At 66.6% G+C, this 14,280-nt stretch carries 12 protein-coding genes; 2 read left to right on the top strand and 10 right to left on the bottom strand.

The annotated features are described in order from the left end of the window. Positions 1-88 precede the first annotated feature (88 nt). The 4 genes from G6P88_RS17020 to htpX all read right to left on the bottom strand — a co-directional run bounded on the left by G6P88_RS17020 (position 89) and on the right by htpX (position 5,000). A complete protein-coding gene (locus tag G6P88_RS17020; protein ID WP_165324245.1) occupies positions 89-979 on the bottom strand; it encodes a hydrogen peroxide-inducible genes activator in 891 nt (296 codons plus the stop codon). 57 nt (positions 980-1,036) lie between these two features. Beyond that, on the bottom strand, positions 1,037-2,566 hold the full coding sequence (locus G6P88_RS17025; RefSeq protein ID WP_165324246.1) for a DHA2 family efflux MFS transporter permease subunit: 1,530 nt from the start codon (positions 2,564-2,566) through the stop codon (positions 1,037-1,039). Positions 2,567-2,689: 123 nt separating this feature from the next. Then, a complete protein-coding gene (locus G6P88_RS17030) occupies positions 2,690-3,961 on the bottom strand; it encodes an RsmB/NOP family class I SAM-dependent RNA methyltransferase (RefSeq protein WP_165324247.1) in 1,272 nt (423 codons plus the stop codon). A 70-nt stretch (positions 3,962-4,031) separates the two neighbouring features. Further along, the gene (gene htpX, locus G6P88_RS17035) at positions 4,032-5,000 is read right to left on the bottom strand and encodes a zinc metalloprotease HtpX (protein ID WP_165324248.1); all 969 of its coding nucleotides are present in this window, start codon (positions 4,998-5,000) and stop codon (positions 4,032-4,034) included. Between the two features lie 100 nt (positions 5,001-5,100). Between htpX and G6P88_RS17040 the strand changes: the two genes are divergently transcribed. After that, a complete protein-coding gene (locus G6P88_RS17040; RefSeq protein ID WP_165324249.1) occupies positions 5,101-5,271 on the top strand; it encodes a DUF1674 domain-containing protein in 171 nt (56 codons plus the stop codon). Positions 5,272-5,276: 5 nt separating this feature from the next. Here the strand turns inward: G6P88_RS17040 and G6P88_RS17045 are convergent, their stop codons facing one another. The 6 genes from G6P88_RS17045 to G6P88_RS17070 all read right to left on the bottom strand — a co-directional run bounded on the left by G6P88_RS17045 (position 5,277) and on the right by G6P88_RS17070 (position 11,695). Continuing rightward, positions 5,277-6,164, bottom strand: a complete 888-nt coding sequence (locus tag G6P88_RS17045; RefSeq protein ID WP_226946621.1) for a hypothetical protein — start codon at positions 6,162-6,164, stop codon at positions 5,277-5,279. 32 nt (positions 6,165-6,196) lie between these two features. Next, positions 6,197-6,886, bottom strand: a complete 690-nt coding sequence (locus G6P88_RS17050; RefSeq protein ID WP_165324250.1) for a uroporphyrinogen-III synthase — start codon at positions 6,884-6,886, stop codon at positions 6,197-6,199. After that, the gene (hemC, locus tag G6P88_RS17055) at positions 6,883-7,812 is read right to left on the bottom strand and encodes a hydroxymethylbilane synthase (protein ID WP_165324251.1); all 930 of its coding nucleotides are present in this window, start codon (positions 7,810-7,812) and stop codon (positions 6,883-6,885) included. The genes G6P88_RS17050 and hemC overlap by 4 nt, the downstream gene beginning before the upstream one ends. 55 nt (positions 7,813-7,867) lie before the next feature. Continuing rightward, positions 7,868-9,268 (bottom strand): MATE family efflux transporter, encoded by a 1,401-nt coding sequence (locus tag G6P88_RS17060; RefSeq protein ID WP_165324252.1) that lies wholly within the window; start codon positions 9,266-9,268, stop codon positions 7,868-7,870. Between the two features lie 94 nt (positions 9,269-9,362). Beyond that, positions 9,363-10,898, bottom strand: a complete 1,536-nt coding sequence (locus G6P88_RS17065) for a hypothetical protein (protein WP_165324253.1) — start codon at positions 10,896-10,898, stop codon at positions 9,363-9,365. A 53-nt stretch (positions 10,899-10,951) separates the two neighbouring features. Continuing rightward, positions 10,952-11,695 (bottom strand): TetR/AcrR family transcriptional regulator, encoded by a 744-nt coding sequence (locus tag G6P88_RS17070; RefSeq protein ID WP_206335807.1) that lies wholly within the window; start codon positions 11,693-11,695, stop codon positions 10,952-10,954. Between the two features lie 149 nt (positions 11,696-11,844). Here G6P88_RS17070 and G6P88_RS17075 point away from each other — a divergent pair, with 149 nt between their 5' ends. Next, the gene (locus G6P88_RS17075; protein WP_165324254.1) at positions 11,845-14,280 is read left to right on the top strand and encodes a TonB-dependent receptor; all 2,436 of its coding nucleotides are present in this window, start codon (positions 11,845-11,847) and stop codon (positions 14,278-14,280) included.

Here is a 14,280-nt window from a genome sequence, read left to right on the forward strand (position 1 = left end):
GGTGGTATTGTCGATCGATATGTCTAGCCCGACCTCAGCTATATGTTCGATAGGTATTTCCTATTGGTTGCAGTGCAGCAACTCTTTGTCACGCAATCGTTTGTCTCAACATATCCGCGAGTGCAAGAAAGGCTGGCGCGCGGCCCGACCCGGCGCGCCAGACCAGACCGATCTCGCGATAATAGCGGCCTTGCGCAAAGGGACGGACGACGACGTCGTCATCCTCGCGGACTTCCTGCCGAACATAGCGTTCGGGCAGCAGGGCGAGGCCCATGCCCATGCCGGCCATCTGCCGGATGGCGTCCAGGCTGGTTCCTTCATAATCGCGCAGGACCTGCGCGTCGGCGGCGGCTGCCAGCGCCACGATCTGATCGCTCATCCGATATTCGGGCTGCAGCGTGAGGAGTCCGCGTCCGCGCAGATCGTCGAGCCCTATATTGTCGGCACCACGCAGCGGATCGTCCGCCGCCATGGCGATCAGCAGCGGCTCCCGGAACAGCGATTCAATGTGCAGATTTCCGCCGTCCACCGGCAATTGCACCAGAATGACGTCGTGGATCCCGCTCAGCAGATGTTCGGTCAGCTTGTTGGGCAGGCCCTCGCGGACATGCACCCTTAGCGAAGGGCTGACCAAATGCAGCCGCGCCACGACCTGCGGCAGCACATAAGGCCCGAGTGTCGGGCTGACGCCCAGCCGGATCGTCCCGACCAGCGGATCGTCCGACCGCCGCGCGGTCGCGAGGAAATTGTCGACCTCCAGCAGGACCCGCCGGGCGGCTGCCACCGCTTCCCGCCCAAGTGGCGTCAGGATCGCCCGTCGGCCGCGTTCGACCAGGCGTCCGTTCAGGAGCCGCTCGACCTGATGAATCTGCTCCGAAAAGCTGGGCTGCGACACGCCTTCCGCCGCTGCCCCCCGCGTGAAGCTGCCATGGTCGGCCAGGGCGACGAGGTAGCGGAGTTGCCTCAGGGTCGGGTTCATCCCCTCTCCTTAGCGCAGCGATCGTTCCGGCAGAAGGACGATGGCACGAAAGCCGATTCAGTGCGCCGCGCTGGTGTCGACGTCCGCGGGCGGCCGGGGGGAGAGCCAGATTACCAATGCCGCCATGGCGAAGATCGCCGTGGAGGCGACGAACAGCTGGGTTGTCGCCAGCGCGGCCGCCTCCTGATCGACCAGCCGCTCGATCGTCGCCAGCGCCTGGTCCAGCGTCATACCCATCGATGACAGGATCGACTGGGTGTCCGCCGGTTGCAGCTTGGCGACGATGTCGTTGCGCGCGACCCGGGTACTGTCGTCCCACCAGGAGGTGGAGATCGAGGTCGCGACGGCGCCTGCCATCGTCCGCAGGAAGTTCATCACGCCGGCGGCCGAAGCGGTTTCCTCCGGATCGACGGCGCCGAGCGCGATGATCGTCACCGGCACGATGAAGAAGGGCAGCCCGAATCCCTGCATCAGCTGGGGCAGGGCAAGCGTCCAGAAGTCGGCGTCGCTGGTCCACATCGCTCGCGGTATGCAGGAGAGCCCCATCGCGAGGATGCCGAAGCAGACGATGGCGCGCGGATCATATTTCTCGGTCAGCTTCGCCGCGACGGGCGACATGAAAACGGCCAGCACGCCGGTGAAGGCGGTCGTGTAGCCGGCCCAGGTCGCGGTATAGCCTATGCTCGTCTGGAGCCATTGCGGGATGATCACCGCCGAGGCGAAGAAGGTTCCGAAGGCGAAAGCGAGGCTTGCCACCGCTACCGAAAAGCCCCGATGCCGGAATACCCGGATATTGACGATCGGTTCCCTCTCCGTGACCTCCCAGATCACGAAGACCACGAAGCCGATCACCGCGACGATCCCCAGGCCGACGATGAAGCCGTCTTCGAACCAGTCATGCTCACGGCCGAGGTCGAGCATCAGCTGCAGCGCACCGATCCACAAGATGAGGAGGACGAGACCGATCGTGTCGACCCCCAGCTTGACCCGGATCGTTTCGGACTTCGTCAGCATGATCGTCGCACCGGCTGCGCAGAAGAGCGCGACCGGAATGTTGATGAAGAAGATCCAGTTCCACGACCAGTTGTCGCTGATGACGCCGCCGAGAATCGGCCCGAGGACGGGTGCCACGACCGTTGTCATCGCCCAGATTCCCATGGCCTGCCCATGTTGCTCCTTCGGAAAGATGCGCAGGAGCAGGGTCTGGCTCAGGGGCATCAGCGGACCGCCGCACAGGCCCTGGCCGACGCGGCAGACGACGAGCATGGTCAGGGTGGTCGAAACACCGCAGAGAACGGAGAAGAGCCCGAACCCCAGCATGGCGACGGAGAAGGTGCGGACTGCCCCGAAGCGCATCGCCAGCCACCCGGTCAGCGGCACGCAGATCGCCTCCGCTACCGCATAGGAGGTGATGATCCACGTGCCCTGAGAGGCGGATATACCCAACGAGCCGGCGATATGCGGCACCGAGACATTGGCGATCGTGGTGTCGAGCACGACCATGAAATTGGCGAGCGCGAGGATGATTCCCGCAGCCAGCAGGCGGCCGCCCCTCAGCGTTTCGGCCGGAACATCATTGGGTGCCATCACCGGACTCCGGAAGCGGGCTGCATGTCGAATCCTGTACTATGAGGTACAGTTTTCGCCCTGCCGTGCTTCCGGCGCTCTGTCAATCATTACGTACTGTTGAGTACAGTTTTTTGGTGTTGGTCAGTCGCTCCGGACGAAACGCGCGACGAAAAAGCCATCGCCGCCGCCCTTGTCGGCAAGCGCCCCCGGCCGCACGCGTACGCGGCCGACCTTGTCCGGTGCGATTCCCTCCGGAAGCTCGTCGATGTGCACCGGGTCGATGCGCCACTCCGGACGCCCGGCCAGGAAACCCTTGGCGACTTGCTCGCCCTCGTCCGCTTCCAGCGAACAGACCGCGTAGATCAGGCGCCCGCCCGGTGCGACCAGCGAGGCGGCGTGGGCGATCAGCCGATGCTGGAGCTCCGCCGCGTCCCGGGTGATCGCTGCCGTTGCCCGGTGCAGCACGTCGGGATGTCGGCGAAAGATGCCCGTGGCCGAACAGGGCGCGTCGAGCAGCACCGCATCGAACGGGGTGTCGGCTGCGAAGTCGGTCGCGTCGGCCACGTGGATCGCAGCCGAAAGGCCGGTTCGCTGCAGATTTTCCCGCAGCCGTTCTAGCCGGGGTTCGGACTGGTCCACCGCCGTGACGCGCCAGCCGGCGGCCGCGAGTTGCATCGTCTTGCCGCCCGGTGCTGCGCAGAGGTCGAGAACCGTCCGCCCTTCGCCCGCTCCTGCCAGCCGCGCTGGGAGGCTCGCGGCGATGTCCTGAACCCACCACACGCCGTCGTCATAGCCGGGCAGGTCCACGATCCGGCGCCCGGAGGCTATGCGGACATGGCCCGGCTGCAGGCTGATGCCGTCCAGACGCTGCGCCCAGAGCGCGCTGTCTTCGCCGGGTTTCAGGCTGAGGTCGATAGGCGGGGGGGCGCCAAGCGACAGGCGGGCGGCCTCGACGGCGTCGTTTCCCCAGCTCTGCCGCCAACGCTCGGCCACCGCCGCAGGCAGGTGGGGCGGATCGGGCAGGGCGGTTCCCTCGCGCATCGTGCGGCTGAACACGGCGTGGATCAGCTTGCGCGGGCCGCCATCCGCCAAGGGCAGAACGGTGGTGATCGCCGCATGGTCCGGGGTCTTGAGCGCCAGTGCCTGGACGAGAGCGATCCTGAGCAGCATCCGCGCCTTCGAGTCGGGCGGTAGCGGTCGCTCGGTCGCACTGTCGATCAGCCGGTCGAGATCGTCGAGCCGCCGCAGCGTCTCGGCGGCGATGGCATGGGCGAAGGCGCGATCGTCGCCACGGTCGAGTTCGGCGCAGGCGCCGTCCATCGCCGCCTCGAGCGGGACGCCGCGCCGCAGCACGGCATCGAGGAGCTTCAACGCCGCGAGGCGGGTGGGGGTGCCGGGAGGAGAGTTGTTCACCGACCAGCCCTTAGTCGCTGGAACGGAGAGGGGGAAGCCGGTGCCGCCTTCCCTTCATTGGCCCCGTCCGTCAGCGGCGGCGATTGGGGTCCAGCGCACTGCCCCGGGGACGCGCCTTCGGTACCGAGGGCACGGCGCCGTTCCGAGCCGGCGGCGGGGCCGGACGATCGAGGGGCGGCATCGCTCGCGTCGGAAGGCTGCCCATGGCGCGGGCGATGTCCTGCAACTGCGCGATGCGGTTCTCGGTCGCCGGGTGGGTGGAAAAGAGACTGTCGCCGCCCCGGCTCAGGCCGGGCACGATATATAGGGCGGACGCCGCCGGGTTCCGCTCCGCGACAGGGTTGGGAATCTGCGCTGCGCCATGAGCGAGCTTCGCCAGGGCCGAGGCGAGAGCATGCGGCTTGCCCGATATCTCGGCGGCGCCACGATCGGCGCCATATTCACGGCCCCGGCTGATCGCCATCTGAACGATCATCGCGGCGAAGGGTGCGACGAACACCGCAAGGATGGTCGCGAGCACCTGCCCGCCGTCGCGATCGCGGCCACCGCCGAAGAACAGGCCGAAATTGGCGAGCATCGAGATCGCGCCCGCAATGGTGGCGGTCATCGTCATGATCAGCGTGTCGCGGTTGCGGACATGGGCGAGCTCATGCGCCATCACGCCCTCGATCTCGTCGCGGTCGAGAATCGCGAGCAGGCCGGTGGTCGCGGCCACCGCCGCATGCGCCGGGTCGCGGCCTGTGGCAAAGGCGTTGGGATGCTCGCTGTCGATAACATAGACCTTGGGCATCGGCATGTTCGCGCGGCGGGCGAGGCTGTGAACGAGGCCGACGAGTTCGGGGCAGTTGCCGGCGTCCACTTCACGGGCGCCATGCATTTTCAGGACTATCTTGTCGGCGTTCCAATAGGTGAACAGGTTCATCCCGGCAGCGATGACGAGCGCGACCATCGCACCGCCCGATCCGCCGATCGTGAAGCCCAGCGCCATGAACAGCGCTGTCAGCGCCGCCAGAAGCATCGTGGTCCTGAACATGTTCATCTTGTCATCGCTCCTCGGGATGACAATGTGGGGGACATGGCCCCCCGGTTCAATCGCAGGTCGAGCGATCCGGGGGCAACGCCAGCAAGGGAAAGTAGAGATGGCCGGAAATCGCCCACCACATGTCAAGGCTCCCGCACATCTGTCGCCGAGCCCGCCCGTTCCCGAGCCGGAGGAGGTCCGGCCGGCGGCTGAGTCGGGTGGTCGCGACGGTCCGGATCCCACACGCTATGGCGACTGGGAGCTCAAGGGTATCGCCGTCGATTTCTGATCGCGTCAGCGCGCCGAGAGCGGAGCCGGCGGAACCTGCGTAGCAGATAGGGCAGGAGCGGCCGTCCGTGCCGGGCTCGCCGGCAGGGCGGGCTCGAGCAGGGCGGCGCTCTCGATGCGATCGAGCGCAGCCCGCGCCTGGACATAGCGTCGCGCTTCCGCGATCCAGCCTGCCGCCGAGGCCCGAGCGGGCAGGCGCGCGATCTCCGCAAGCGCCTTTTCCACATTGCCGGAAGCCAGCGCATCCTGCGCGCGGGCGAAGCGGTCGACCGGCGCGGCCGATGGGACGCCGGCCTTGCGGATGACGATCAGTCCGTCGATCTCGCGCCGGACCGCATCGAGCCAGCTTTCGTCCTCGGCCCCCGCCTCCAGCTGCGGGCGCAGGGCTTCGAGCTGGTCGCGGAGCATGTCGGCGGTGACCGGCTGGCGGCTGGCGCTGATCACGGTTGCCACGGCGCGGGGATCGGCGCCGGCGAATTTCTCGCGCAGGATGCCTTCGAGATAGCCGAGGGGGGCTCCCCGGTCGATCGCCCGGCGTGCGGCGAAGGCGATCAGAAGGCGTTCGGCGCGCATCGCCTCGCTGCTCGCGGCGGCGGTGCGTTCATCGATATCCTCGACCTTTTCCTCGATCTGGCCGATCCGCTGATCGATGATCGTCTCGACCACGGCCGCTGCCGGCGGCGGAGCGATATTGCCGAGCGTCGGTGGCACCTGCGGTGCGGCGGGCGGGACAATGACGGGAACCGTGGGTTTGACGAAGTCCGACAGCTCGTCATAGCGATAGAACAGCCATGCCATGGTCGCCATGCCGATCAGGACGGCGAAGATCAGTGCCAGCAGGATCGGCAGGATCGGCCGGCGGCGGCGCCCATAGGGTTCGGCTGTTTCTTGCATCGTCGGCTCGTTTCGTTCGCTACTGGTGGCCATTATTGGCACAGCCGCGCCGCAGCCGCCAGAAGGGCGGCATCATCGGGCTTGTCGGCGGCGGCGCAGACGGCCCAGCCCTGGCCGGTGGCCTCGAGCACCGCCGGCGCGAGCGCCGCGATCCCGATCGTCGACCGGTCCAGCCCGGCCTCGTCCGCAAGCTGTGCGAAACGCTCCGCCGCCCTGCCCGAATGGAGAAGCACGACCGCCCCGCCCGCGCGCAGCGCCGCCTCGGCCTTCTCGCTCAACCGTCCGGCCGCAGCGCTGCGATAGACCAGGCGACGGTCGAGCCGGATGTCCGGATGCTCGCTGTCGCGATGGTCTTCGCCCGCCAGATGCAGTGCGGAGGAAATGCCCTCGGCGGCGGCGGTCTGCATCATCGCCGCCGCATCGCCGCGCCCGGTGCGGATCTGGGCGAAGCCTGCGGATTTGAGCGCGCGCGCCGTCGCCGCCCCGACCGCATAGGCGGGCATATCGCGATAGCGCGCCAGTGCTTTGCCGGCCTGCCGCACTGCATTGGCGCTGGTGACGAAAAGCGCGTCGTAATCGGCGGCGGGCGGCGCTTCCCAGGCGAGCGGTTCGATATGGAAGATCGGGCTGACGATCGGCCGCCAGCCCTGGTCCAGGGCGCTGCGGGCGGTGATGCCGGCGCCGGGCTCGGGCCGCAGGATGACGAGTGGACGGCGGCTCATGCGCCGGTGAACAGTTCGGCAAGGGCCGGCGGGGCATCGTGCAGGAGCCGGGCGGCCAGTGTCGCCGCGTCGCTCGTCTGCAGCAGCATCGCCTCGCCCGAGCGGCAAATGGAGCCGTCCCCGGTCATGATTTCTGCGCGCATGTGGAGGCCGGTGCCCGAGCGGACGGCGAGGGCGGCGACGGGCGAGCGGCAATCGGCCCCCAGCGCCGCGAGCAGCGCCCGTTCGGCCGAGACGCAGGCGTTGGTGAGCGGATCGTCGATCGCGCCGAGGATGGCGCGGAGCTCGGCATTGGCGGCCAGCGTCTCGATCCCGACCGCGCCCTGCGCGGGGGCGGGCAGCATGTCGGCGATCGGGATGGGATGGCCGATGTCGGGCCGGCCGAGGCGGTCCAGGCCGGCGCCCGCGAGCAAAGTCGCATCGGCTTCGCCGGCGGCGAGCTTCGCCAGCCTTGTATCGACATTGCCCCGGAACAGCACGACCTGAGCATCGGGGCGGGCGCGTCGCACCTGGGCCGCGCGGCGTGGCGAGGAGGTGCCGACGCGCGGCGAGGGCGGCATGGCGGCAAGGCTGGTCGCGCCGATCAGCCGGTCGCGCACGTCCGCCCGCGGCAGCATCGCGACGATCGCTATTTCGGCCGGGCGGATCGTCTCGACATCCTTCATCGAGTGGACGGCGAAGTCGATCTCGCCGTCCTGGAGTGCGCGGTCGAGTTCCTTGGTCCACAGCGCCTTGCCGCCGACCTCGGCGAGGGGCCGGTCCTGGATCCGGTCCCCGCTGGTCTTGATCGTGACGATCTCGACCGCGTCTTCCGCCCAGCCATGGGCCTGGCGCAGCGCGGCGATGGTCATGCGGGCCTGGGTCAGCGCCAGCGGCGAGCCGCGGGTGCCCAGACGCAGCGGGCGGCTAGGGTAGGAAGTGGTCATCGCGCCTGCATAGAGAAGGAGGCGGCGGAGCAAAAGGGCCGCAACGGCAGGATGCTCAGCCGCGCTGCTCGATGGGCTGGCGCAGCAGCCCGAGCCGTTCGCGCCACGCCCAGCGCCACAGCAGCAGCACCGACACCACCCCCAGCCCGGCGGCCAGGCCCAGCCAGATTCCGACGCCGCCCATGTCCAGGCGAAAGGCCAGCAGGACGCCCGTCCCGATTCCGACGACCCAGTAGCCGAAGGCGGCAAACAGCATCGGCACGCGGGTATCCTGCAACCCGCGCAACACACCTGCGGCGATCGCCTGGGTGCAGTCGACCAGCTGGAACAGCGCGGCGACCGCCAGGAAGGATATGGCGAAGTCCACGACCACGGCATTGCCTGGCGCATGGATATCGATGAACGCGCCGACCAGCGGGAGCGGAGCGATCAACAACAGTGCCGACGCACCCGCGGAAAAGGCCCCGCCCAAGCCGAGGGCGAGCCAGCCGGCGCGCTTCACGGCGGCCGGGTCGCCGCGGCCATGCGCATAGCCGACGCGGACGGTTGCGGCCTGCCCAATGCCCATCGGCACCATGAAGCAGAGCGCCGCGATTTGGATCGCGATGGCATGCGCGGCGAGTTCGGGGCGCCCGATAAGGCCCATCAGGAACACCGCCGCATTGAACACGGTCGCTTCGAAGCCGACGGTGATGGCGATCGGCAGGCCGATCTTCCAGACCGTCTTGAAGCGCGGCCAGTCGGCGACCCAGAATCGCCCGAACAGCCGGTATCGGCGGAAGCGCCGGTCGAGCACCACCACCATCCCCATGCCCACAGCCATGAAGCAGGAGGTCAGCAGGCTGGCGAGCCCTGCGCCGCGCAGGCCGAGCGCGGGCAGGCCGAGATGGCCGAAGATCAGAACCCACCCCGCCAGCGCATTGAATGGAACGGTGAGCAGGGTGACGATCACGCCCCAGATCGGCTTTTCGAGCGCTGCGACGAAATTGCGCAGCACCAGGAAAATGAAATAGGGGAACAGCCCCCATTGCAGACCGTGGACCAGTTGGGCCGCGCTGGCCGCGAGTTCGGGATCCTGCCCGATCGCGATCAGCACCGTCTCCGCCTGCCACAGCAGCAGCCAGGCGGGCAGGCACAGCAGGCCTGCGGCCCAGGCGGTCTGCCGGACCGAGCGCCTAATGTCGCGCACCGAATGCAGCTTACGGCCGCGTTCGCTGGCGATCAGCGGCGATGCGGCGCTGGTGAGGCCGATCCCGGAGATCAGGAAGGCATGATAGAGATTGAGCGCGAGCGAGCCCGCCGCGACCGCATCGGGCCCTAGGCGGCCGAGCAGCAGCAGATCGGTGGCGGCGATCGCCGACCAGCCGAGATTGGCGATGACCAGCGGCAGGCTGAGCGCGATTAGCGCCCTGGCTTCCGTTCGCCAGGGCGAGCGCGATTCCGGATTCTCGTCCATGGCGCGCTCCATAGAGCGTTGTGGCGCGAACGGAAACGCCGCGATTGTCGTGATCGATCGATCGCCCGGAAGCAGGGCCTGCTTGGAGCCCCGACTAGAAGAGTTCGGGGCGCTGCCAGGGGCGATCGAAGCAGGCCCGGCCCTGGTCATCGGGCGCCTGCGCGAGCCGGGTCGGACGGATCGTCCCGGGCAGGTCGAGCGGATTGGCGAAATAGCCGCTCTTCGGGAAGACGGCGAAGGTCTCGTCCCAGGCGCGCGAGACGCTGCACCGTCCGAGCGGGCTGGGCGGATAGGTCAGCGCCCGGACCGTCTCGGTCAGCGGTGTGGCCGCGCCGATCGCGAGCAGCAGCGCGAGCGCGCCCTTGCGGCGGGTCGACGCCGGCCAGCCCCCGCTCATCATGTCTGCGAGATGGGCGATGAGGATCGCGAGCGCGGGGATGGTCGCGCGCATGGCGAAGTCTATCCAGCCGCCGATCTGTATCAGCGGCGCGACGAGCAGGAACAGCGCGGCGGTGACGAACAGCGCGCCGCCGAAGCGCGCTTTCAGCCCCGCCATGCTGATCAGCAGGAAGGGCAATATCTCGATCGTGAGGAAGCTGAGATAGATGGCGGGTGCGATCGGAAAGAGGCGCAGCCCGACGGCCCCGGACCCCGCCGCCAGATAGAGGAGCGCGGGTAGGGCCATGGCGCTCGCGATGGCGGGCAGCAGGAGATCCGCCGGCCGAATCCGTCGGTACCGCGCTTCGCTGGCCAAGGCGACGCCGAGGAAAGGCAGCATTCCGATCGCCGCGAAGGGCGACCACAGCGCCAGCAGCGGCGGCAGCATCAGCAGTGCGCCCAGGCCGAGGCGCCGCTCGCGCCAGAGCAGGATGGCGAGCGCTCCGAGCCAGCCGGCCAGCGCGTGCTGCGGCACCCAGAAGGCGAGGGTGAGGGTAGAGGAATATTGCGACGGCCCCCAGCCTTCCAGATGCGCGCTCGGGGTAAGGCCTGCAGCATGACCGACCTTGATCTGACCAAGGATGTCGAGCCCGCTGAAGAGCAGGAACAGGGCAAGCGCGACCAACTGCCGCCGTCGACCGGCGAACAGCGTCGAGCCGATCCCGAGAAGGACGCCGAGAAAGACGGCGTTCTGGGCAAGCAACGCCAAGTCGGCTGCGTCGCGCCCCCACGCCTTTCCGACCAGCGCCGGCGCCAGATACATACCGATCGGGGCCCGTAGCAACGCGCCGTCGGGATAGACGAAGGGCCAGGGGTTCGCGACCATGTCGCTCAGCACCGCATCGCGCACCTGCCAGTCGAGATTGGCGTAAAGGATCCGTCCCTCGCCACCGAGGACCATCAACAGGGTGGCGACAGCGATGCAGACCAACAGCGTCGCGACCGTCGGTCCGGCCCGCAGGTCGGCTCGCCTGGGCAATGTGAGCAGCCAGAACAGCCCAACCGTCAGCACCGCCCAGCCCGCGTGTAGCCATGGGCCGCCCATGCCGAGGAAACGGCAGAGCAGGAGCAGGTCATAGCTCAGCCAGGCAATGATCCCCCCGAACAGCAGCATGGCCGGAACGGTGCGTCGCAGCAGGGGCGTCCTGATGGTCGTCGCCGATAGTCCGGCGGGCGGGGCGAGACTTGCCATCCGGCGCTGGTAGAGCGGAATGGTTAAGATAGGATCGCCGTCAGCCCGCTAGCCTATCCCGCGTGCAATCCGAACAGCGGTGGGGCGCCGAACTCGGGAGAATCCACGGCGTTGGTGATCATTCCGAGGACATCTTCGATGACTGGCGCAAACTCGCTGTCGCTGATCGGGGAAATCTTGTTCTCGCGATTGACCAGGGTGGAGAGGAAGGAGAGGGTTGCGAAGAACAGCCGCCGTTCACCAGCAGCTGGGCTGAGGAACGACAGGCGGGCGTAAAACAGTTCCTGGATTCTCTGAAGCGCAGGAAGGCCTTCTCGGTCGGCGGGATGCATAATCCCTTGCGGCCTTTGATACAGCAGATACCGGATCAGGAAGGCAGCGTAGGAATAGTTGCCCTCGTCGTCGCGCAGCCCCAGGTGGGGAAGGCAGATCATGGCGATGATCGTCCGGAGATCCTGTAGCGCGTTCGCCGAGGCAGCCTCGCGGAGCATTTCGAAGCGCACGGGTTCAAGCAGGTTGGCGCGATATTCGAATATCGCCTGCATTAGCCCTTCCTTGCTGCCGAAATGATAGCGGACGGCGTTGTTGTTGCCATGCCCTGCGGCGACGGCGATCTCCCGTAGCGACGTTCCTTCAAGACCTTGACGTGCAAACAGCTTTTCGCCGGCGAGGATGATCTGTCGCTTCGCGGGATTAAGCTCTGCCGCGAACTCCGGGCTCTCGACGGCCTGGCGAAAGAAAAGGTGCATAGCGCTGCTTAACGCGATCGCGTTCGAAAACAAGCTCTTCAACGCCATTGTGACGCAGGTGACTTAGGATCATATGCCGGAAACGCTAGCTTTTTTGCTAGTCAGGTGCGACTCGGCTTGCTCTTGGCCAGAAATCGGCCAATAAAAAATAACGCAAGTGCGTTCATTGAAGGGCGCAGCAAAAAGGGGATGGGTGTATGAAGGGCAGATATTCCGCACGCGCCAGGCTGTTGTCCGGGGCGCTGCTCATTGCCGTCGTGGCGGGCCCCGCCGTAGCGCAGGGTGCCGGCGAAGAGGGCGGTATTCAGGACATCGTCGTCACCGCGCGCAAGCGGGTCGAAACGACGCAGGATGTGCCTGTGGCGGTCACCGCGCTGACGCGGGAACAGCTTTCGCGCTACGATCTGTCCAGTCTCGAGCGGGTCGCCGCCTCGACCCCGCAGTTCGTCATCGGTCGCGCGCCGAGCGGATCGGGCGCGACCCTCGTCCTGCGCGGCATCGGCTCCAACACGACCTCCATCGGCCTCGAGCAGTCGGTCGCGGTCGTGGTCGACGGCATTTATTATGGCCAGGGGCGCACGATCAACGAAGGCTTCTTCGATCTGGGACGCCTCGAGATCCTGAAAGGCCCGCAGGCTCTGTTCTTCGGCAAGAATGCGACGGCAGGCGTGGTGTCGATCACCACGGCCGACCCGGGTGACCGTCCAGAGTTCAGTGCGAAGCTCGGCTATGAATTCGCTGGTCAGCAGATCCTGGGCGAGGCGGTCGCGTCCGGTCCGCTGACGGAAACACTGGGTGCACGCGTCGCCGTCCGGGCCAGCAAGATGTACGATGGCTATTTCAGGAATATCGGAACCGCACAGACCTACCCGACGCGGGATCGCAGTTCGCTGGCGCAGGTCGTCAATCCGACCAACCACGTCTCTGATCCTGCAGGCGACGGACGCGCCGAGGAGTTCTACATCCGGACGACGTTGAAGTGGACGCCGACCGATAGGCTCACGGCGACGCTCAAGGCCAATTTCGGAACCAACGACAACGACAATCCAGGCGCCAACAACGTCTTCTATTATTGCCCCACGGGCACGGCTGCCTTCAACCCGAACGTGCGTTGCGGCCGCCGCTTCGTATCATCGTCGAACCGCATCCCGGCGGCGATAGCCGCTTCGATTCCCTATGGATCGGACGGCTCGATGGGGAACGAATATCGCTCCTGGGCGGTGACCGCCAATCTCAACTACGAGATGGACGACGTCACTATCACGTCGGCGACCAATTATAATTGGAACCGCAACATCTTCCGCTTCGACGGCGATCTCATCTCCTCGTCCGGCCCGCAAAATGTGTTCGCGACCGAATGGTCCACCTTCCGGGCCTTTTCGAGCGAGTTGCGCGCCCTCACCACCTATGAGGGGCCGATCAACCTGATGGTGGGTGGCTATTACCAGAAGACCAAGCGTGACTATCTCGCCTGGACCGCGTCCGGCGGGTTGGAGAACTCGGCCGCTGTGCCCGACTTCCGTCGCTATCTCGCCAATAGCAAGGACTCGGAGACCAACGGCGAAACGATCGCCCTGTTCGGGCAGGTGACCTACAAGCCTGTCGAGCGCGTCGAGATCAGCGGCGGCGTGCGTTACACGCATGAGACCAAGGACAGCTATTTCGAGCAGCCCTATGCGCACCCGATCCGCGTGGCCCAGGGCATTTTCCTGCCGAATGTGCGCATCTTCGCCGACCAGACGTTCAACGACTGGTCGCCGGAAGCGACGATTTCGTTCAAGGCGACGCGCGACGTGAATCTGTATTTCGGTTACAAGACGGCATACAAGTCTGGGGGTTTCTCGAACTCCGGCATATTGAGCGCAACCGCTTCGGTCGATGATTTCACCTTCGATGCGGAGAAGGCTCGCGGGTTCGAGGGTGGCGTAAAAACGACGCTGCTTGACCGCCAGCTGCGACTGAACATCGCTCTGTATCGCTACCGCATCAGCAATCTTCAGATCGACTTCTTCAACGCGCCCGTGTTCGCATTCAGCACGATCAACGCAGGATCGGCGACGACCAAGGGCGTCGAACTGGAGTTCGAATATGGCCCGCGCACCCTCCCAGGGTTCAATCTGCGCGGCAGCCTCAACTACAACAAGGCGCGCTATGGCGATGTGCCCAACGCACCCTGCTATGGCGGCATGACCATCGCGGACGGATGCACCATCCCCGCACCCGGCCAGCGCCCCCGCCAGAATCTGCGCGGGAAGCCGACCGCCAATGCCCCGCTCTGGACCGCGTCGCTGGGCGCTTCCTACGATGCGGCGCTGACCGACCGGCTGCGCCTCGGCCTGTCCTTAGATGCGCGCTATAGCGACAACTATATCGCAACCGCGTTCGGCAATCCGTTCACCCGGCAGAACAGCTATGTGAACATCGACGGCAGCATCCGCCTTCATACAGACGACGACCGCTGGGAGCTTGCCCTGATCGGCAAGAACCTGACCAACCGCTGGTATGCCGTCGGCGGTGTCGATGCGCCCAACACGGGGGGCGGCACAGGGACTGCGACAGGGGTGATCGCCGACCAGGCCGGCTATGCCAGCCTGCCGCGTACCGTGCAGGTCCAGCTGAGCTGGCGTTACTGA

This window comes from Rhizorhabdus phycosphaerae, from assembly GCF_011044255.1.
GTDB lineage: Bacteria > Pseudomonadota > Alphaproteobacteria > Sphingomonadales > Sphingomonadaceae > Rhizorhabdus > Rhizorhabdus phycosphaerae.